This window comes from Paenibacillus kyungheensis, assembly GCF_028606985.1.
GTDB lineage: Bacteria > Bacillota > Bacilli > Paenibacillales > Paenibacillaceae > Saccharibacillus > Saccharibacillus kyungheensis.
This window is the reverse complement of sequence record NZ_CP117416.1, coordinates 2,495,402-2,518,145: the sequence shown is the minus strand read 5'-3', so window position 1 is coordinate 2,518,145 and position 22,744 is coordinate 2,495,402. Positions and strand designations below refer to the sequence as shown.

The window sequence follows — 22,744 nt, the reverse complement described above, 5'->3', positions numbered from 1 at the left end:
AAAGCGTCAGTGAAAACGTTTTTCGTGAGATCGTGGGTATACGGGAAATCATTAGCGACATGAGTATGGATGGAAGCCGGATCGATTTAATGAAGTTCTCCAAAACTTGAAGATTGGAGGAACGGATATCGCTATCTCCTTTACGTAAAGTTTGGAGGTAAGGCGAACAAAGCAGTACAGTAATTATCAAATAAGTATAACAATTAGTACAAACGATTATTGAAATGGTGAAGACCTGATAATCGGCAACATGGAAAATATGAAAGTATGTGCCATGTCACGCAGGAGGATTGTTTCAGGAGGAAAAAGTTAATTGTATATTCAAAATAACACGTAAAACCCCACACTCTTGATATTCAAGGATGCGGGGTTTTATGTGTTGTCTAGCTGGTTATTTCGGAATAGCTACTGTTTTATCTTTATTTGCTTCTACTCAGCTTAGATTAAAAATGCGTTTTAATGCTTCTGCACCTTGTAGTACGCCTGCTTTGGCTTTATCAATTTGAGGCATACTCATAAATCCATGAATCATACCTTCGTAACACATATATTCTACAGCTACACCTTGTTCTTGCAACTTTTTGGCATAGGCTGCTCCACCGTCTCGCAACGGATCGTATTCAGCAGTAATAATCATCGCTGGTGGCAAATCGCTCAAGTCTTCATATAATATCGGTGCCGCATATACATGCTGACTTTCTTCTTCTGTATTAAAGTAATGTTTGCGGAACCACTCCATCATATCGGCTGTTAACAAATACCCTTTTTGATTATCACGATACGAATCTGTTTCTTTCTCATTCCCCACAGAAGGATAGTATAACAATTGATATTGAATAGCAGGTACTCCGCCTCTTTGCTTCGCAATAATACAAGCGACAGTAGCCAGATTACCTCCTGCACTATCTCCACCTACTGCAATCTGCATCGGATCTATCTGAAATTCTGCTGCATGTTCTGTCAGATACACTAATGCATCATAAGCATCCCATACAGCGGTCGGAAATTTGTATTCAGGTGCTAAGCGGTAATCGACAGAAATCACAGTACAACTGGATTCGTGAGCAATCTGGCGACACATCTCATCATGAGAATCCAGACTTCCTACAACCCATCCGCCACCATGATAAAAGACAAGCGTCGGACGCGCTCCTTCCTCTGTGGTTGGTCGATAGATCCGAATAGCAATATCTCGATCTTTTAAAGGAATCGTTTGATCTTTTATTTCAAAAAGTTCTGTTTTATTTGTCGCAAACGGTAACGTCATCATCTTTTCCATATCACGATAATCTGATGGAGAAATAGTCTCAAAGGGAGGCATCTGAAATTGATTAATCATATTCAATAATTGTTGAATTTGCGGATCGACAGGCATAATGAATTACATCCTTTCTTTCGCTCGTTATAGTAGACCTATGCTCAAAGATTGATTCCCCAACTACAACGATAATGAAACCTTTATCCTCGATACTGCAATCTATGTAAAAAAAGCCAGACCACCTTGTAAAGTGATCTGGCCCACATCCAAAAACATTTTTCGATAGCTTACGATCATGGAGACAATATTTCGATTCCAACATCAATAAGTCGAATATCATTGAGTAATTGCACTTCAATTTTGGCTCTACCTTTACGTTTATCAATTTTACGTATAATCGCTTCTTTTCCCATAAGAGGACCTGAGATTACCTGAACATTTTCATCCAATACCATAATATCAGAATAACCAATAATATGATTTTGTCCAAACAGTTGAAGTAACCAATTCATTTGATTTTCAGGAATTTTGGTAAAGTACTCTTTCGTATTCGCTGTAGTACAAGAAGAACTACCTACCAAAAAGTACACATGAGGCGTTGTTTTGATCGAATGATACACATCTTGAATCATATTCGTTTTTACAAAAATATAACCAGGAAATAATACTTTCACTTCATCTTTGACAATACCTTGACGTTTCTCAGGTATTATCCTTTTGGGTATCATGCATTTGAGTTGCTTGTCGTCATAATGTCGGTCTATGTGCTTTTTAATATGGTCTTCTTTACCGGTTTGGACGAAAAATGTATACCAACTCATAATGCCTCCTCAATAAAATGAATTTTAAATCAGAACATTAATTACATATTAAACCATTTTTATTATACAAAAGTAAATAAAAATAAGAAAGGATTTCATTTCAATTGGTTAGTAGTGATTTTTTATACAAAAAAAGAACCTATGTACTTTGTCCAAGTTCCACAGGTAAATTTTTCAGGCTATAAATATTGCTATAGGCAACATCAATTTGATAATTAGGACTTACTTTCATGTTCGGATACTTTTGTATCAGAGCAGTCAATGCTGCTTTTAACTCAATGCGAGCTAATTGAGATCCCAAACAAACATGAATTCCTTTACCGAATGAAAGATGTTTATTATTGCGTCGATTAGGAATAAATAATTCTGCTTGTTCAAAATGATCTTCGTCCCGGTTCGCTGATCCGATCCAATTTGCGATATAATCACCGGCTTTTAGTGATTTCCCACCTATCACTGTATTTTGTGATACTTTACGAATTGTACGTTGAACCGGCGCACGATATCGCAATACTTCTTCCACTGTGGTTGGAATAAGTTCTGGTTGTGTATGCAATGTCCCGAACAAATTGTTTTGATTGAGAGAATAAATCGAGTTAGTGATCAGACTAGTTGTAGTTTCATTACCTGCAATCAGCAAAAAGACACAACTACCCATCAACTCTTCAGGAGATAGCCTGTATCCATTTTCTTCTGCTTGAATAAGATCCGAAATAATATCTTGTTCTGGTTGAGCACGCTTGACCTCTATAATATGCTGGAAATAAACGATTAATTGCTTACTGGCTTCTGCTTGAATCTGTGCAATACGCATATATTCCTCAATCGTATTATCTTGCGGAGCTACAGTAAGTGTACTCACCCATGCTCTGAACTTTTCAAGATCTTCTGTAGGAATACCAAGCAATTCTGAAATAATAATCATCGGCAGAGGGAAAGCAAAATCTTGCACGATATCGATATGCTGTTTACCATCAATAGCATTCATCAATTCAGCGATAATTTGATCAATTTTGGGAATCCAGGACATCACAGCTTTTGGTGTGAACGCTCGATTAATTAATGCCCGGTTAAGTGTATGTTTGGGTTGATCGAGTCCCATTAATGAATCTTTGATAATATCTGGCAGTAAAACAGCATTTGAGAAATAATCTTTGTCTTCAGCGACCCTTTTCACATCGTCATACTTAAATACATTCCATACATCTTGTCCTTCATCATAATATACCGGTTCATTTTGTCGCATTTGTTGATACCATGCAAAAGGTTCGTATTTCTCTTCATTGGTTGTAAAGCCAGACACTTGAGTTAAGTCAGGAAAATACTCTCTTGTTTTGTTCTCCATTGCAATTCCTCCTAAAATTCTTTTATTTTATACATACTCACCATGTCTTAATACTGTTGGAACGTCTGTTTCATCACTTTCTCTTCTAATGAGATTCGGTTAATTAATGTAATAAGATGCAGAATAAATAAAGGAATAAAGACTACCCATGCTTGAGAAATCAGAGCAAAACCAATCAGTTCTGGAATAATATTCATATAGTAATTAGGATGACGTACATGCTTGAATAATGGGCTTTCAACAAGTTTGTGATCTTTAGCAATATACAACTTGAATGTCCAAAAAGGGCTAAGTGTACGAATAACATACATCAGTGTAACCAAAGAGAATAAGTACACAAGCAGTCCAACAATCGTAAGCCAGCTAAACTGAACATCATAGACAAAAGCATAGACGATACATCCTAAATAGATTAATCCTTGTACGGCAATCAGTAGTTTACTGTTATTCATGCCGTACTCTACTCCACCATTGGCTTTGATTTGTTTCTCATTACGTGCAGATATCATTGCAGACGGAACACGAATCATACATAGCAAAATTAAAATAATACCGATCATCATTACAAACATCTCCTCTTATTTTCGTATGGGGTTACTTTCTGTAGAGCAAATACAATCAATACATTTAAAAGAAAAATCAACAAATACCCCGGTTCTCTGCATCACCTCCTTTACAGGGTACCGTAGGCTATAGAATCATTTATAAGATTGTAGAAGACACTGCATTAGGAATATCATTCGGTGTATAAATAGATTGAATAGCTGTTGTAATCTCTTGAAGCGATGTGGGTTCAGATAACATCACAAAATGATTAGTTGCATCAATATCTACCATCTGAAGATCTGGTAATATCGTTTTCCATGTCTGCCAGTAATCTGTAGGATTTATGCTATTATCGTCTACCAAAATACCGTTCTGATTACGGAAATAATAACTACGAATAGACTGCGGATTCAGTAAAGGTAATGGCTTATACTGATCTAATTCATAAGCTTGTTCTAAACGAGAACAAGTCTCTATAAATTTTTCTTTGGAAGCAGTCGACCCATTCGGATAAAGCATTTGCCATAGATTCGGATGATCCGCTGTCCATTGAACATGTGAATCATCAGGATAGAGAGAATCAATCATAATGATTGAAGATACTTCTTGCTCCATCGTCTGCAATATCCGAGCAATCTCATACGTTAATACTCCTCCTAATGAATATCCTCCTATATCGTATGGCCCTTCAGGTTGAATATCCCGAATAATACGTGTGTAATAAGCAGCCATAGCATACATACTTTGCAGAGGTGGCTCATCATTAGAATAGCCTTTAGCCTGAATACCATAAAAAGGTCGATGTAATGAATTGGCTAACTCTATATAAGCTTCAACTCCACCTGTACCACCATGAATCCAAAAAATAGGCTGTCCTACAGTCACTGCATTTAAATGAATTAACTCAGAATAGGCAATAGAATCCGAATGAGTATTCATATGGCTAGAATCAGTAGGCAGAGCAGCTATTAACTCTTCGATCGTATCGCACTCCATAATATCTTCTAATTGAATCGATTCATCAATCTGACTCTGTAATCGTTGTAACATTTGTAAAATCAAAATAGAGTTCATACCATAACGATCTAAAGGTACATCTGCTTGTATAGAGGTATCTTTTATTCCTAGCAAGTCAGCCAAAATAGTACTAATTTGCTGTTGCATAGAGAGAGCAGAATTCACTTCAGCTTTTGGTGATGTTGACTCTATAGTCAGATGTTCTTCTGGTTCTTTTTGATTTTGTAATGTATCGGTGTGCGTGTCCTGTAACTCAACTTCTCTTGCACGAGACGATGATACCTTCACCCAATATTTCTCTTTGGAAAATGAATACGTAGGTAAGCTTAATCGTTGTGGTTGAGCGTCTGCATACCAGGCGTTCCAATTTACATCAAGCCCCTTCGTCCACACGTCAAGCAGTTTATGATATTTGGAGCGTTCCATCCATTTATACACAGCTTCAGACAATTCTTCATCTGCTTTAAACAAAGAAATAAATGATTTGTGCGCTGAAGCATCACCCTCGTATACATTTTCTACTGGATGTTCAGATGCTACATAAGACTGAAGCTTTTCTTTTAATTCATTGATTGAACTCACTACACATCCGAATCGTATCTCAAATGCTTCTCTTCCCACTTGAAGTGTATAAGCAATATCAGATAGCTGATCGTCTGTATAGTCATTGTGTTGAAGGACTTGTATCCACTGCTGAACCTGTGCTTGCAAGCGTTCTTTGGTCACAGCAGACAATAAGAACACTACAGGATGATGTGAAGGTTCATTTTGATTATGATGTGGAGACATCTCAGGAGTGTATTCTTCAAGTACTACATGAGCATTGGAACCTCCAAAACCAAAAGAACTTATTCCTGCGCGTCGTGGTATCTCCTGTCCATTCTCATCTCTAAGCCGTTGCCAATCTTGAGTTGCATTCACAATATAAAAAGGGCTATTTTCCAAATGGATATACGGATTCACAGTTTCGGCATGAAGACTTTTGACCAGCTTTTGATGCTTCATTTGTAATAACACTTTGATGACTCCAGCGATCCCTGCTGCTATTTCCAAATGTCCAATATTGGTTTTTACCGAACCGATGCCACAATAACCGATAGAAGGATCAAGCCCTGTAGATTCTTCACCTGAAGTCTGAAAAGCTGACTTTAACGTGTTGATTTCTATCGGATCGCCTAGAGGTGTTCCTGTGCCATGCGTTTCAATAAAACTAATCGTGTCCGGTGAAATACCTGATCTCGCAAATGCTGTTTTTAATAAAGCGGTCTGTGCTTTGGGATTAGGTGCTGTCAGAGAACCGGCTTTGCCTCCATGATTCTCATAACTACCGCGAATAACGCCATAAATATGATCTCCATCTGCTTCGGCATCTGTTAACTTTTTCAAAAAGATCATGCCTACACCTTCTCCGCGTGCATACCCATCCGCTTGTGCAGAAAATGTTTTGCAACGTCCATCTGTACTAAGCATGCCTGCTTTATTCAGACTAATATGAGCATCGAGCGACAAAATCGTATTAACGCCACCTGTTACAGCCGTATCGCAATCACCGCTACGGATAGCATTGACCGCTCGGTGAATAGCGACTAATGAACTGGAACACGCTGTCTCAATCGGTTGACTCGGCCCATGTACATTTAAAAAATGACTCATTCGATTTGGCCCTACTGAAGGTACATTGGCTGTAATCGAGTACGCTTCTACATTTTCATTAGCTTGTGCCATCATCACGTTATAACCACTACTACCTGTTCCCACAAATATACCTAACTGTGTACCAGCTAAGCTTGAAGCGGCATATCCAGCATCTTCAATTGCTTTCCAGACATACATCATCAATAGCCGTTGCTGTGGATCCATATGCACGGCTTCACGAGGAGAAATACCAAAAAATAAAGGATCAAATTCATCAATCCCTTCGATAAATCCTCCCCATTTAATATTGGTTTTGTAGTTATTTTGATTAGGATCACCAAAGTGCTTTTTCCAGTCCCAGCGATTAGAAGGAATTTCACTAATACAATCTTTTCCGGATACAAGATTTTCCCAAAACTGAGCTATATCTTCTGCTTGCGGGAACCTCGCACTCATGCCGATAATAGCGATAGGTTCTTGATGATCTACAGATGAAGAAGCTGGAACAGACCTGACTGGTTGTTGGTGTGAATTCACTTTTGGTTTGGGCGATGTTGATAAGTTAGAGCTATTTGGCTTCACTAAACGATGATGCTGTTCTACCCTATCCTTAAAGAAATGCTTTATTTCTGTACTATATTGATCTATTAAAAATGCTGTAATTTGATGAATCGTGGTTTGTTCGAAAAAGTGAGCTGGTGTTAGATCAGTCTGTAACTGATGATTGAATTGATCGGCTAATTGTGTAAATAAAATCGAATCAAATCCATACTCACTCAGTTCCACATCATTCTCTATATCTATCAATTGAACTTTGAGTATTTTGGCAGCCGTAGTCTTTATCCATGTACTCACATGTTCTTCAACTATTGATACAGAATCTGTTGAACTATGCTCTTCAATAGGTTGTTCATGTAAAGAAGATATAGCTACTTCTTCCAAAGGTACTTTTGGTTCAGCAGATATTTGTTGCTCGGTCGCTAAGCTAGAAGGCTCAATGTCTGGAACCCAATATCGATTTGTTCTAAATGGATACGTAGGCGCATGAATAAACTGACCGACTTGATCTTGATATAATATCGTCCAATCGATTTTGGCTCCTTGTGTCCATGCAGTAGCTAGTGTATTCCATTCCTGTTGGGCTACGAGTTGTGATATGAATAGAACACGATCTGCTTGCTCAGCAGGTAGAAACAATGTCTGCTGAGGATGATCGATATTCGTTTGTTGTCTAAAAGCATGTAATTGTTGCTTGAGATCAGCTATATCTACAACGTTAAATGCAACACGTGCTTTCATTTCAGTACGTCCTAATTGAAATGTATATGCCAAGTTGCGCAAGTCTAACGATTCGTCCGCAGTGTGTACAAAATCTAGTAACTTTTGCGCATAGACTTGCAGTCGTTCTTCAGTCTGAGCAGATAACGGAATAATAATCGCTGGTTGTTGATCATTTATACTATTTGGCTGCTTCATGAGTGCAGGTACAGGAACATACTCTTCTACGATAAGATGAGCATTACTTCCGTTAGCTCCAAATGAACTGATCCCTGCACGTAATGGAATTTCATTTGCAACTCCACCGCTCGTGATTGTAGGTCGTTCCCACACTTTTCCTTGATGTTGTACATAAAAAGACGTTGATCCAAAAGGAATAAGTGGATTCAACGGTTCGGCATGAAGAGAAGGAAAAATTTCTTTGTGCTTCAATTGCAGTAATAATTTGGTCAATCCTGCGATCCCTGCGGCAGCTTCTAAATGCCCTATATTGGACTTGAGCGAACCAATAGCGCAAAATTGTTGCTCAGTACTACCTGCTTGACGAAAAGCACGTTCTAACGCTTGTAATTCTATCGGATCTCCTAAAGAAGTTCCTGTGCCATGAGTCTCGATATAGCTTAATGTAGACGGATCGATATGGGCGCTTGCCAGTGCATTTAATATCACTTCTGATTGTGCAACTGGATCAGGAACCGTAGCACCGGATGTTCTTCCTGAATGATTAAGAGCTGAACCTTTGATAACAGCATAAATAGGATAACCTTGCTTTTGAGCTTCAGCTACAGAAGTCATCAGCACTGCGCCTACGCCTTCTCCGGGAACATATCCATCGCCATCTTTCCCAAAACTTCTACACTTTCCTTCTGAAGATAAAAATTGTGCTTCTTTCAAAAATACATACTTATGAGGATGAGTTACCAAATTCACTCCACCGGCTACAGCATAATGACATTCGCCACGTTTGATACTTTCACATGCAAGATGAACAGCAGTAAGTGATGATGAACACATACTGTCCAGAGCCATTGAAGGTCCATGAAAATTCAAATGATACGATACCATATTCGCTATAGAAGCTGCATTGGTTCCAAAAGCAGAAGGTTGTCCTTGCTGTGACATCTCTGCACTATACAACTCATAATGATTCCAGAATACTCCTGCAAACACGCCTACACTTCGACTACTGGAAGCTGAATAATCATGTTGATTCCGATGTACAGCAAATCCTGCATCTTCACATGCTTCCCATACCGTCTGTAAAAACAATCGTGCTTGTGGGTCCATTCGTTCGGCTTGATAAGGAGAAATATTAAAAAATAAAGGATCAAAATCATCAATCCGATCTACAAAACTACCGTAACGATAATAGTCTTCTACAGCATACGCATTATGATTAGAAGCCCAGCGATGTTCTGGAATCGACGTAATTGAATCTTTTCCTGCTTTTAAATTTTCATATAATTGGTCGATCGTATTGGCATCTGGATAGCGCCCGGCTACACCAATAATAGCGATGTCTGTTAGGTTGTCTTTCTGAGTAGCTGTTGTAGGTAGATCTTGCTTTTGCGAGAATACAGGAGACTGAGCTAGATTTTCTCGCATATGATAACGAATTTGCTCAGATTCACCATATAATACAGTCCATTGAGGTGAATCCGACTTCATAATCAGATCAAGCGTATTCATCCCTACATCTGTTGGTAAAGGAACCATGCCTCCAGACTTATACATAAGTTGGCGATGAGTATCACTGACTTGCATACCACCTTGCTCCCATAATTGCCAGTTGATTGTATACGTGCTTCCAGAGCGTTGTCCTTGTTTTACTTTGATTGCACGTTCTAACACCAGTTGATCTATATATCCATTCGCTACTGCATAATCAGATTGCCCGATATTGCCTACTACAGCAGACAGAGAAGAGAAAACAACAAAAAAATCAAGAGCTTGTTGAGATAGCACTTGATCTAAATAAGTAAATCCTTGAATTTTAGGTTGTAGCGTCTGATGAAGTTCGGTAATTGATTTCTGAATCAATAACTTATCTTGAATCACACCTGCACAGTGGAATACGCCATTAATAGTAGCGTATTCTTCCAGAATCAGATGTACCATTTTTTCGACTTCGTCATGTTTGGTGATATCTGTCTGGATATATATCGCTTCAGATCCCTTAGCGCGCAGTGATTCTAACTGTACAGATAATGAATGGCTTAAAGGTGATCTGCCTGTTAGAACAAGCACTGTATCCGTATGATCTGCAATATGCTTGGCTAACTCATATCCCAGACCGCCCATCCCACCGATAATCAGGTAGACACCGCCATTTCGGAACGAATGCTGAGTAGTAATGTTAGTGTTAGCATGTAACAACGTAACTTCTTTTAATTTTTTGATATGTCGTTCTAATCTATGCCCTTGATAATGAATACTGGTTGATGGAGCTGTAGAAGCCTGATGAAATTCCTGCTCTAATCGCTGTACAATATGGTCTGTATCCGATACATCTGCCACATCCAACAAAATAAGTTGACTTTGAATCAAAGGATATTCTTGAGCAATTGTCTTAAACAATCCTTCTAATCCCCAAATCGTTCCCGTAGTATCCTCATTATCCGCAATCACTTGAACGAAAGTCGGCGTGTGTCGATTGGTTTGTACATATTGTTGCATGAATGTAAATACCTGTTCGATCAGAGAAGGTAGATAGTCTATCGTATGCTGCTTATCGTGTTGAAGTGCAACGATATGCTCTATTTGGGAATGAGCTGATAATACTTTTTTCCACTCTGGAGATGGAGTATACAAAATAACGATTCGACCTACAGCGTTGCTTGCCGTTGGAAGCGATTCTGAGATCGAAGCTTCTTCCCATACAGGTTCATAGATAACTGCTGTACTTTCAACTGGATCTATCGTGTCTGTTAATACTGAACGGTCTGCTAACGACTGAGACTGAGAAAGAGTTTGAAGAAAAGTATCCTGCCAGTGATCATTCAAATATGCTGCTAATGTAGCCACAGTAGAATATTCAAATAACAACGTTGGATATAATTCGATTTGGAGATACTGTTCTAAAAAAGTAACCAGTTCCAGTAACTTAATCGAATCCAATCCTAATTCATAAAAACCCGTTTCAAGATCAATATGATTAGAGTCAATCATCAAAATATCTGCTAATTGTAACTGTAAAAATTGTTCTATTTGTTTGAGTGGAGATTCTGATGTATGGCTATCTAGAGTAGTTGCCTTTTCCACTTTGGAGTGAATAGTAGCAACAGAACCAGATGATTCGTTCACTAATCCTGTAATTAATTGAGATTCTCGAATTCGTTTGGCAGTAAGATTTTGAAATGATGCAAGAAGAGCACCTTCATGATCATAAATGGAAATATCACGCTTAATAAGGTCTGCATCTGCAACAAGGTCTTCTTTGGTTCTTGCGGTATGAGTATAAATTTGCTCGGGAAAAGAACGATAAATGGTAAATCGCTCAATCATAAATGGGATATACGGTTTGAATCCTTCCATTGACTTCTCGTTACCCTGTGCATCCCAACGGAACGATGTCCCCGCAAAGGTAGAACCATCTAACAAAGCGACATGGGCATAAAATTTATTCATATATGGAGTAGCTACAGGGCTAATATGCAAATGCATCCATTCATTATCATCTTGTTGATATACAGTCCCGGAATTTTTCATAAAATCATAATGATGAATATCCGAATCGCGCGCTAACCCATATACTTTATCCATATCCCATTGACTGACTACCTGTTTATCTAGAAAAGGCATAGATACTTGTGTTCTAGCACTCTGATCCGTAGCTATAGGATAAAGAGAACACTCCATATTAACCACTTTATCGTTCTCTTTTATATTATCGTTAGCATGGTAAACTTTGCGACTGGATACGACTACATCTGTATAGTGACCATGATTTGTAAAAGATACCCAAATTTCAATATCGAACTGTTCTGACGTGACGATAGGTTGCTTGAATATTACATTATGCAATTCTATAGCTTGAGTTCCTAATGCATGAGAACTGAGCCGATAGATCATATCAAGTAGCACCACGCCAGGAAGTGTACAGATTTGATGCACTCTATGATCTTGTACAAAATAATCGGTATGTTTTAGCTTCTGCAAAAAGGTTTCGGTACGAGATGCTATAGTCATCCCTATTCACTCCCTTCGCCAACTTTAATCACATCAAAAAAATCAGATGTTGCTTCTGAAGATATCACTCCAGATGTTGCATACTCTTGGGGTTCTGTAGGCCAGTATCGTTGACGATTAAATCCAACATTAGAATACGATAAAGGCAATTGATGACGATAAGAGGCAGGAATCCCTTCATTACTTACAAGAATATGAGCATTATTACCGCCTAATCCAAATGCGCTGATACCGGCACGCAATATTCCTTGTGTATGACTCCACTTCTGATGCTGTTGCACAATATAAAATGGTGATTGCTCAAATCGAAATCTTGGATTAGGGACTTCACAGTGAATCGTAGGTGGTAACTCTTCATGCACAAGAGACAGCAATACTTTGATAAAGCTAGCTACTCCTGCTGCACTTAATAAGTGACCGATATTGCTTTTCACACTACCTACTCCGCAAAATTGTTGACGATCTGTTACACCTGAAAAAACGCTGGTTAATGCTTTTAATTCAATCGGATCGCCAATTAATGTACCTGTACCATGAGTCTCTATATAACTAATCGTCGAAGGATCGATATTTGCATTCTGAACTGCTTTGTATACCAATTCTTTCTGCGCTTCTGGATTAGGTGTTGTGATTCCCATCGTGTTGCCATCATTATTCAAAGCACTTCCATCAATCACGCCGTAGATACGATCTTGATCTGCAATCGCTTGATGTAGCGGCTTGAGTATCACAACTCCGCATCCTTCTCCCAAGCCTATCCCATCTGCATCTGCACTAAATGTTTTACAGCGTGAATCTGTCGATAATACATTAGCTGATCCTAACGTTTCAAAAGGAACTTCATCTAGCAAAATATCAACTCCCCCTGCAAAAGCCAATTCACACTCTCCATTTTGAATACTTTGTACAGCCAGATGAATCGCTGTAAGTGAACTAGAGCAAGCAGTATCTACAACTAGATTAGGACCTTTCAAATTATAAAAATGCGCTAAATGTGCAGCGATAAAATTTTGCCCTATACCGACAATCGTGTCTTTTGCTGTACGATCGACTTTAGAAGAATAGTTACTGGTACGTGATCCTACAAATACACCTGTTTGTGTATTTGATAATTGCTGTTTGGTATATCCTGCATCTGTAGCCGCTTCGACACTCACTTCTAAAAGTTGTCGTTGTAACGGATCAATCTGCACAGCCAACGATTCACTGATACCAAAATAAGCAGGATCAAATTGTTCGATATGTGGTAAAAAAGCTCCATACCGCACATGAGTTGTCGAATCATATGGAGCGATTCTATTAGATTGTTGATGCTGACGAGAAGATGGTGCTTTTTGAATACTATCTTTGCCCGATTTTAAATTATTCCAAAATTGCAACGGATCATTGGCATCAGGAAAATGGCATCCTATACCAATCACAGCAATCTTCTGCTTCGGCTCTTGTTGTTTCTCAGACATAGGCGTATACATATCTTGAGCCTTTTCAATAATTGTCGGTGATGGACTTACGATTGGCTCTGTAGTTGTATCATTTGTGAATAATGTAACTAATTCCAATGGATACGTGTACACCAATTGTTCTGCTAATTGGTGAATCGTAGGATACTCTAACATCATGGTTGGATCTACAGCAGTTCCTTGTAATGTTCGATCTAACGTTGTAATAATTTGTGCTAATAAAATAGAATCGATTCCATATTCAGCAAATGGCGTATGATCATCTAATCGTGCAACATCTACTTTCAATTCTTCTGCAATCAGCTTTCTTAACCAATCCAAAGTCATATGGTGTAATTCATCTGACTCTGGCATAGCGATTGATGATGCTGGTGTGTAAGCAGATTGGACGTTTTGCTCTGCTATCAACTTGTTAGAGAATACAGATGGTTGATACTTCATCCATACTGATGGTTGCGCAATCTCTTCATGGATAACAGCAGGCAATATCACGTTATCTTTGGATGAGTTCATAATAGAATCAAGCAACTGCAATCCTTCTGTATTGGTCATACTGAGTAATCCTGTTTGCTCATAAGGCTTACTTTTCACTTCGCCAAATCCAGTTTCTTTCCAGCTAGGCCACTGAATACTGTATATCGGATACGAATCTGTAGAAGCTTCAGCAAAATAATCCATATAAGCATTTGCCATAGCATAATCACTTTGTCCTACAGCCAGTGATGGGATCGTTGCAGCAACTGACGAGAACAATACCCAGAATTGTAAAGGTTCTTGTTGCAAGCACTGATGCAAAGTATGCAGTCCTTTTATTTTGGGATTCATCACAGATTCAACTGAATCTACCTGTTTGCGAATAAAGGCTGGATTGATCTGATCAGCTGTACCTGCACAATGAATAACACCGCCTATCGAACCTAACTCCGAATGGACTTCATCAATCATTTTCTGTACTTCTTGCATAGATGTTAGATCTACAGAAGCCACATAGATCTGTACACCTTGTTTTTCTAGTTGGACAATCGATTTTATTTTTTCTGCCGTTATTGAAGTTTGATGATCATATAAATGCCATTCTTCCCTTGGCGGTAATACTTCTTGACCGCTTAATACAAGCTTCTTCACTCCATATTGAGCTACAAAATGTTGAGCACATAACATCCCCAATCCTCTAGTTCCTCCAGTGATCCAAAGGACTTGTTCTGGATCAAATGAACGGCGTTGAGCGGGAGCAGTAGTAAAATCAGGCATATTCTCTACAAGTCCGAGATAAGCTACCCAACGCTGATCGGAGCGATAGCATACTTCCACATCTGGAGAATCAAATAACAGCTCTTGCATAATCGCAAAAGCTGTCCTTTCTTCTGATGCATTCAGATCAAAATCAATATGTTTTGACCGTACATGAGCATATTCATGTTGTAACATCCGATACAATCCTACACGTTCTGCTCCTTGAAGATGTACAGATATATTCTGAAAAGACTCTAACCCTTTTGTTACCTGCAATAATGTGATCGGTGTTTTTTGGTTGATCTCAATCCAGCGTTGTAACCATTGCAACCAGCCTTTGTGTAAAGTGTAGCGTATGTTACTGTTACTATCACTCGTATCATCACTTGTCCATGCAGTCAGATCAATAAAGCTTGCAATCGATTTTATTTGCTCCTCTGTGCTCTCCAATTGATGTGCCAGATCGTCTTCATGCCAGATCAACAAATTCGGGATTATAGCAGATAGATGCTTTTCTAAACTTTCTGTTTTGTTATTCATTAAAATGACTACACGTCTATCAGCAGGTAAAGTAAGCTCGGTATTGAATGATTCCGTTATAGCACTCATTTGCCAATGCTTTTTATATATAATTGATGTTCGGTCAGATTGTTGTTGTGCTTTTGGCAATGATGTCGATAGATTAGAGCTTGCAGACATCAGATGATCTGGAGCCCAATATCTTTCTTTGGCAAACGGATATACAGGTAAAGAAATACGCTGTGGCTGGCGATCGCTATAAAGTGATTTCCAATCGACTGTTAGACCTTTTACCCATAATTCTAATAATTGATTATACTGACGATGATTGAGCCATGAAGCAATCATATTTTCAAATCCACGATCTGAAGACAGCATAGATAACATTTCTTTATGCGCTTTCGTATGTCCTCGATAGAACTGGTATGAATGATGTTGTGTAGTTGGTTGTAGATACGATTTCAACTTCTCTTTCATATCCGATAACGAATGCGTCACAAAGGCTAACCGTTCTTCCATCGCTTCTCTACCGACCTGTAAAGTATAAGCAATCTGTTGTAAAGGATATGCTGAACGATCCGTTGCTAGCTTCTCTAATAATTGTTGTGCTTGTATACGCAATTGTGCTTCTGTTTTGGCAGATAATATAATCAGTACCGGATCATTTTCAGATAAATCAGTAGACGTTGTAATCGCTGGTTCTACTGTATATTCTTCAATAATCAGATGAGCATTCGAACCACCGGCTCCAAAAGAAGACAACCCTGCTCTTCTAGGTATTTCTTTCTTTTTACCATGTTCTTCAAGTAAAGGGCGTTGCCATTGTGATAATTCTTTTTGAACAAAAAACGGAATATGATCAAAATCGATATTCGGATTCGATGGATCTGCATGCAATGAAGGCACAAGTTGTTGATGCTTCATTTGCAATAGAATTTTAGTTAATCCTGCGATACCAGCGGCACTCTCGCAATGTCCAATATTAGACTTTACTGAACCTATAGCGCAGAAATGCTTATCTGCTGTATTTTGCTGGTAGACAGCATTTAATCCAGCTATCTCAATAGGATCACCTAAAGATGTTCCTGTTCCATGCGCTTCTACGTAGCTAATCGTTCTCGGCTCTATCCCTGCCCGTTGAAATGCTTGCTGAATCACTTGAGACTGAGCAACAGGATTAGGAACCGTATAACCATTAGTTTTGCCACCATGATTGATTGCTGAACCTTTAATAATTCCGTAAATATGATCACCGTCTGCCTGAGCAACAGATAGAGGTTTTAGTACAACAGCTCCTACACCTTCGCCAGGCACATAACCATCACCATTTGCACCAAAGCTTTCACATCTTCCTTGACTCGACAGGAATCCACCCTGATTTAGCATGTGATACTTGTTAGGATGAACAGAAATATTGACTCCACCTGCTATCGCGGTCGAACATTCTTGAGTAATCAGACTTTGACAAGCCAAATGAATCGCTGTTAGTGAAGAAGAACACATCGTATCTACAGCCATACTCGGCCCATTAAAGTTACAGAAATACGATACACGATTTGCAATCGATGCTGGATTTCCACTAAGTGCTACAGAACTCTGGCTTAATGCTTGTGCTTGTGCTCCATACAATTGATACTCTTCATACATAACACCTACATAGACACCCACTTGATGATTTTCATTCGAGTCTGTAGAAGCACCAAGTGTCTGTCGGGTATAACCTGCATCTTCAATCGCTTGATAGACCGTTTGTAAAAACAATCGTTCTTGCGGGTCCATCATCTCTGCTTCTTTAGGTGAAATATTAAAAAATAGTGGATCAAATTGCTCTACTCCATCTATAAATCCGCCCTGATTTCTATTCTGCGATGATGTAGAATCTAGCGAATCATTATTCCAACGACTTGGAGGAATATCTGTAATACAGTCTATTCCTTGTTTTAGATTTTCCCAGTATTGATCTACATGATCGGCTTGAGGATAGCGACCAGATAATCCGATAATAGCAATATCTGTTTCATGCTTTTCTACAGGTTGATGAGTATGATAAGCCAATTTGAAGCGAGAATGAATACCAGGTAACTGTGCTTGGATTGCTTTCTTTGGTTGATTAGTAGATAAATATTCTGCTTTAGCAACAGAAGGTGAAGATTTTTGAACTGTACTGATATTAAATTGCTTATCCAAAATATCAAAGTGTGCTTTGATGAAATAAGTTGTTAATGCTGATAATGTCTGATATTCAAATAATAGTGTTTTGGATAATCGCCCAAATGTCTGCTCTAATTGTTCTGTGAATTGTAATGTTGTAATTGAATCGATACCGTACTTCTCCATTGGAGCATTGGCTTCAATGTGGTCTATAGGCAACTTGAGAATAGTAGATAGTGTTTGTTTCAAATACATCATTGTTGATGATTGTAGACTATTCGATTGTTCATGAACGTCAACAGATTGAGGTTCATGTAGATTTACACCCTTTTGATCTGCTATTTTATTGGTGTCTGCTTGTGATGAGATAGTGATTACCGATTCAATCCAATTTGTTAATTGCTGAATAGTGGTATATTCTACGAACGTTAAGGCTGTTAATTGCAATTGAAAGTGCTGATTCAATTGATGGGATAGATCTGCTAACATCGTCTGATCAAAACCGTATTCAGACCATTCTGTTTCTGGATCCAATTCAGAAGCATCTACTTTGAGAATAGTAGCCATGATGTGTAGTATTTCTTTTTCCACTTTATGATTTGTTAGCGTTGGAACTGCATTCGTTCTTGATAATAATATGGATGATAACTGAGCTTGATCGCCATATAAAGTAATGATTTGAGGTTGATTAGACGCCATACCTGCATAAAAAAGTTGTAATCCAGTCAATGTAGGCAATGGTCTCATACCTGTCGTACGATACAGAAACTGTGCTGTATCTTTATCGATATGCATTCCACCTTCTACCCATAGACCCCAATTAAAACTCACTGTCTGACCGGAACGTTCTCCAGCTAATACTTGCTTATGACGATCAATAGCATATTGATCCATAAAAGCATTTGCTGTGGCATAATCTGCTTGACCTGCATTCCCAAACGCACTAGCAACCGACGAGAATAATACAAAAAAGTCTAATGGTATAGACTGAGTAGCTAAATCCAAATGGACTGTACCTGTTACTTTTGGAGCTAACACTTGATTGAATTCGTCGGTTGTTTTCTTAATGATAAAATTATCTTGAGTCATACCAGCACTATGAATAATGCCGTTTAATGATCCATATTGTTGAGTAATCCATGCTATTAATTGGGTTACATCTTCCTGTTGTGTCAGATCAAGTTGTTTGTATAACACAGTCGCTTCTTTTGATCGTAATGAATAAAGAATAGATTCATCTATACTGGCTGCTCGACCTGTTAAAATAACAATCGGTTGCTCCACTTGTTGTATAATTTCTTTTGCAAAAACCATACCTAATCCACCTGTACCGCCGGTAATCAAATAAACTCCGCCATTTTTCCATGGGGAGTGAGTAGTCTTTGCCGGTACGATAATCTGTTCGTAATCAGACTGGATATAGCGCTGTTGAGATTCATAACGAATCTGTTGATCTGCACTATACTGATTTTCTTGTAATTGTGTAATGATTTGAGCATTTGTTAGATAAGATTGCGTTTCTATCATTTGAATAGTTATATTAGGATTTTCCAGTGTGACTGTTTTGAGTAATGCTATAAGAGCAGTAGGCGATTGTTGAGACACTTGATGAACAGTGACCATTTGAATAAACACACGATCTTCTTTATACCTTTGCAAAATACGCTTTATTTCTTCAAATGCTTGTGTAGCCAATCGAGTAAAACGTTGATCGATCGAAAGGCTTGATTTATCAACATGCGTTAGATGAGCTGGTAATAACGAAATGCACTGTGCATTAGGAAAATGTTGTTTCACTTGTTGTTCTAGTGCCAGATCAGGTTCGCATAGCATGATGATATGCTGATCATATTTACGATGCTGAGCAACTAATGGATCAGTCACTGCTTTTTCTTCCCACTTGGGAGAAAGTAAGATTGCTTTTTCATTACGAATCGCTTTACTTGTTAAGCCTTGTAATCTTACACAAAGAAGACCTGTCTGATCTATTAGATCTATATTTAATTGCGAGATAGAAGATTGAGTTACTTCATCTTGATAGACATGTGCCCACATTGTTGATGTTGTCCGATGATAGATATCAATTTGTTCCAAAGCAAACGGTAAAAAGGTTTCTTGCTCTTGAGATCGTTCTTCTCTACCTAACCATATTCCAATAGAAGCTTGCAAAGCACCATCTACTATCGCAGGATGAAGAATATAATCCTGACTATTTACTTGTAATTCTTCAGATAACTGGAGCTTAGCTAACCATTCATTTGACCCTGCATATAGATGATGGATCGTTTGGTGACGATCTCCATAATTCATATTCAGTTGACGATAAGCTTCATAACATGTGTTTACAGTAAATTCTTTTGTATTACATGTTGCTTTGATCTGGTGTATATCTAGTAAAGGTTGTTCTATCTTGACATCTTCAATGATAGCGATGCCTTCACAATGAATAATCGGTTCGGCTAGATCATCAGATTGCGTGTATATTTCATAATGGATAGCATTTTCTTGCTCTGGAAATAAAGCAATGTGTACAGCAGTAGATTCTTGTTCAATTACAAGTGGCTGTTTCCAGACGGTTTGTTGCAAAGATATCGATTGTCCTTGTACTGGTGTTCCTGTAAGAGCTTGTTCCACAGCCGCTCTAGCCATTTCTAAATACGTTACTGCTGGTAAAAGATGTTCATCTCCTATGCGATGATCTGCTATAAAAAATTCATCACCTTCAAAAACAGTTGTATACTTTTGCACATTCATATTTGAAGTATTCGTATGAACTAAAGGATGAAGAATAGATTGAGAACGAAACTTCGGTTCTATTTCTAATGTGTGCGTTTCTTCCACTTCGGGAACCCAGTAACGATCACGAGCAAAAGGATACGTAGGTAAGCTGATTTTTTGAAATGTACCAGCTGAATATACATTATCCCAATTCAATTCGATTCCATTCACCCATAATTCAAGCAATTTAGAATACTTTCTTTTCTCTACCCATTGCTGAATAGTAGCTGTCATATCTTCATCTGTAGACAAAAAAGGCAATGCAGGCAGATCATTTTGAACTTTGCCGTAGTATACAGATGAAGGTATATCATCAGATTCGATATACTCTTGAAGCTGACTAATAAGATTCGTTACCGAAGAAGCCACGATGCCTAATCGAATATCCATCGCTTCTCTACCTGTACATAACGTATATGCTATATCAGCCAAATCTTGATCAGTATACGTATGTTCTGTTAGGTGATGAATGAAGTGAAGAACGATTTGTTTTAATCGTTCTTCATTTTTGGCAGATAATATAATCATTACAGGTTGTACAGGTGTAGCTAATTGTTTGGCTACGATTGGAGACCTATATTCTTGGATCACTATATGCGCATTAGATCCACCTGCACCGAACGAAGACACACCAGCAGTCAAAGGAACCTCGGTCATTACATGATCTATAGCGATCACAGGACGTTGCCATTCACTTAATTGATGCTGAACTGTAAAAGGCGTTTTTGCAAAATCGATATTAGGATTAGCTGGTTGCGAATGAATAGAAGGAGCTAGTTTCTGATGCTTCATTTGCAATAACACTTTGGTTATACCTGCAATCCCTGCTGCACTTTCACAATGTCCGATATTAGATTTGGCAGAACCGATCGCACAAAATGACCGATCAGATGTGTAGCGATCAAACATTTTGGTAAGACCTGCAATCTCAATCGGATCTCCTAACGATGTGCCTGTCCCATGAGCTTCGATATAACTAATACTTCTAGGATCGATAGCTGATTCTTGGATTGCTTTGTCAATAACTTCTGCTTGTTGATTAGGATTAGGAACCGTATAGCCGTTAGTTTTACCTCCATGATTGATCGCTGTTCCTTTAATCACTCCATAAATGTGATCGCCATCGGCTATAGCTTGGGCTAACGGCTTGAGGATCGCTGCTCCTACGCCTTCACCGGGAACATATCCGTCTCCACCTTCGCCAAAACTTTCACATCTGCCTTTACTGGATAAAAAGTGCCCCTGTGTTAGCATGACATATTTATTAGGATGGACAGAGACGTTAACTCCACCTGCTATCGCTACTTCACATTCTTGCTTTTGCAGACTCTGGCATGCGAGATGAATCGCTGTTAATGATGAAGAACACATCGTATCTACAACCATACTTGGCCCATGAAAATTAAAGTAATACGATACCCGATTCGCAATCGATGCGGGATTACCGTTTAAGGCAAAAGGGTCTTTATGGCGTTTTTGAGATTCTACTCCATACAATTGATATTCTTGATACATTACTCCGACATACACGCCTACTTTGTTGACTTTTGACTGCGCTGTTGATCGGACTAAATTAGCACGAGTATATCCAGCATCTTCTATAGCAGAATATACACTTTCTAGAAATAGTCGTTCTTGCGGATCAATACGTTCCGCTTCTCTCGGAGAAATATTAAAAAAGAGTGCATCAAAACGATCCACTCCTTCTATAAATCCGCCCCATTTTCCAGAAACTGTCGCATCATTAGTAGAACGTTTCATCTCGGTATGCACTTTGTAATTCCATCGTTCTTGAGGAATCTCGGTAATACAGTCTTTGCCATTTTTAAGGTTTTCCCAATACTGCGAAATGTTTTCGGCTTCAGGATAACGACCTGCTAATCCAATAATAGCAATATCTAATGCTTGTGAAGATGAAGATTCTGTTGCAGTTGTAGAATCATTAGCATGTTCAGCTATGGAATTAAGATTAGCAGAACCTTTTGAAGACCTTGTATTCCTTATGTTTCTTTGTGTTGTCGATGCATTAAGTGATTGATTGGGTTTGGGTTGTATCTTTGTATGCTGTTCTTTCCCAGTACCCAAAAGTTCAACCAATTGCTTACGATGTGATTTCAAAAAGTATGCTGTTAATTCTTCTAGATTATGATATTCAAAAAATAATGTTTTGGACAATGAACCAAAAACAGTTTCCAACTGATCTGTTAATTTCATCACCATAATAGAGTCTATTCCATATTTTTCGAGCGGTGCATCGGCTTCAATCTGTCGTTCAGGCATCATTAACACCGAAGATAATAACTTTTTGAGGTACTGAACAGCTTGATCTTGAAGCTCATTATCTTTTAGCACATTTTCATCGATAGAATATTCGATAAGTGGTGTAGAAGATTCAGTCTTTGTAGAAAGTAATTGCTGTAATTGCTTAGCACCTTCTACCTTATCGATCTTTCCTTGTTCAATCTGGCTGTATAGATGTGATAATGACTCATTCAATAGTAACACCTCATTTCGT

At 38.4% G+C, this 22,744-nt stretch carries 6 protein-coding genes; all 6 read right to left on the bottom strand.

Annotation, left to right across the window (positions count from 1 at the left end; genetic code table 11):
• Positions 1-433: 433 nt before the first annotated feature.
• The 6 genes from PQ456_RS10890 to PQ456_RS10865 all read right to left on the bottom strand — a co-directional run bounded on the left by PQ456_RS10890 (position 434) and on the right by PQ456_RS10865 (position 22,725).
• Positions 434-1,375, bottom strand: coding sequence for an alpha/beta hydrolase (locus PQ456_RS10890; RefSeq protein WP_273616153.1), 942 nt, complete (start codon positions 1,373-1,375; stop codon positions 434-436).
• A 176-nt stretch (positions 1,376-1,551) separates the two neighbouring features.
• Positions 1,552-2,079, bottom strand: coding sequence for an antiterminator LoaP (gene loaP / locus PQ456_RS10885; RefSeq protein ID WP_273616152.1), 528 nt, complete (start codon positions 2,077-2,079; stop codon positions 1,552-1,554).
• A 139-nt stretch (positions 2,080-2,218) separates the two neighbouring features.
• Positions 2,219-3,424 (bottom strand): cytochrome P450, encoded by a 1,206-nt coding sequence (locus tag PQ456_RS10880; protein ID WP_273616151.1) that lies wholly within the window; start codon positions 3,422-3,424, stop codon positions 2,219-2,221.
• 47 nt (positions 3,425-3,471) lie between these two features.
• On the bottom strand, positions 3,472-3,987 hold the full coding sequence (locus PQ456_RS10875) for an isoprenylcysteine carboxylmethyltransferase family protein (protein WP_273616150.1): 516 nt from the start codon (positions 3,985-3,987) through the stop codon (positions 3,472-3,474).
• A 139-nt stretch (positions 3,988-4,126) separates the two neighbouring features.
• Positions 4,127-12,088, bottom strand: a complete 7,962-nt coding sequence (locus PQ456_RS10870) for an SDR family NAD(P)-dependent oxidoreductase (RefSeq protein WP_273616149.1) — start codon at positions 12,086-12,088, stop codon at positions 4,127-4,129.
• Between the two features lie 2 nt (positions 12,089-12,090).
• Positions 12,091-22,725: an SDR family NAD(P)-dependent oxidoreductase gene (locus tag PQ456_RS10865; RefSeq protein WP_273616148.1), complete on the bottom strand. Its 10,635-nt coding sequence runs from the start codon at positions 22,723-22,725 to the stop codon at positions 12,091-12,093.
• Positions 22,726-22,744 lie beyond the last annotated feature (19 nt).

What these genes read in the sequence shown, in the direction of transcription:
- PQ456_RS10875 (WP_273616150.1), bottom strand. Translation starts at nt 3,987, where the DNA reads ATGATGATCGGTATTATTTTAATTTTGCTATGTATGATTCGTGTTCCG.
- PQ456_RS10890 (WP_273616153.1), bottom strand. Translation starts at nt 1,375, where the DNA reads ATGCCTGTCGATCCGCAAATTCAACAATTATTGAATATGATTAATCAA.
- loaP (WP_273616152.1), bottom strand. Translation starts at nt 2,079, where the DNA reads ATGAGTTGGTATACATTTTTCGTCCAAACCGGTAAAGAAGACCATATT.
- PQ456_RS10870 (WP_273616149.1), bottom strand. Translation starts at nt 12,088, where the DNA reads ATGACTATAGCATCTCGTACCGAAACCTTTTTGCAGAAGCTAAAACAT.
- PQ456_RS10880 (WP_273616151.1), bottom strand. Translation starts at nt 3,424, where the DNA reads ATGGAGAACAAAACAAGAGAGTATTTTCCTGACTTAACTCAAGTGTCT.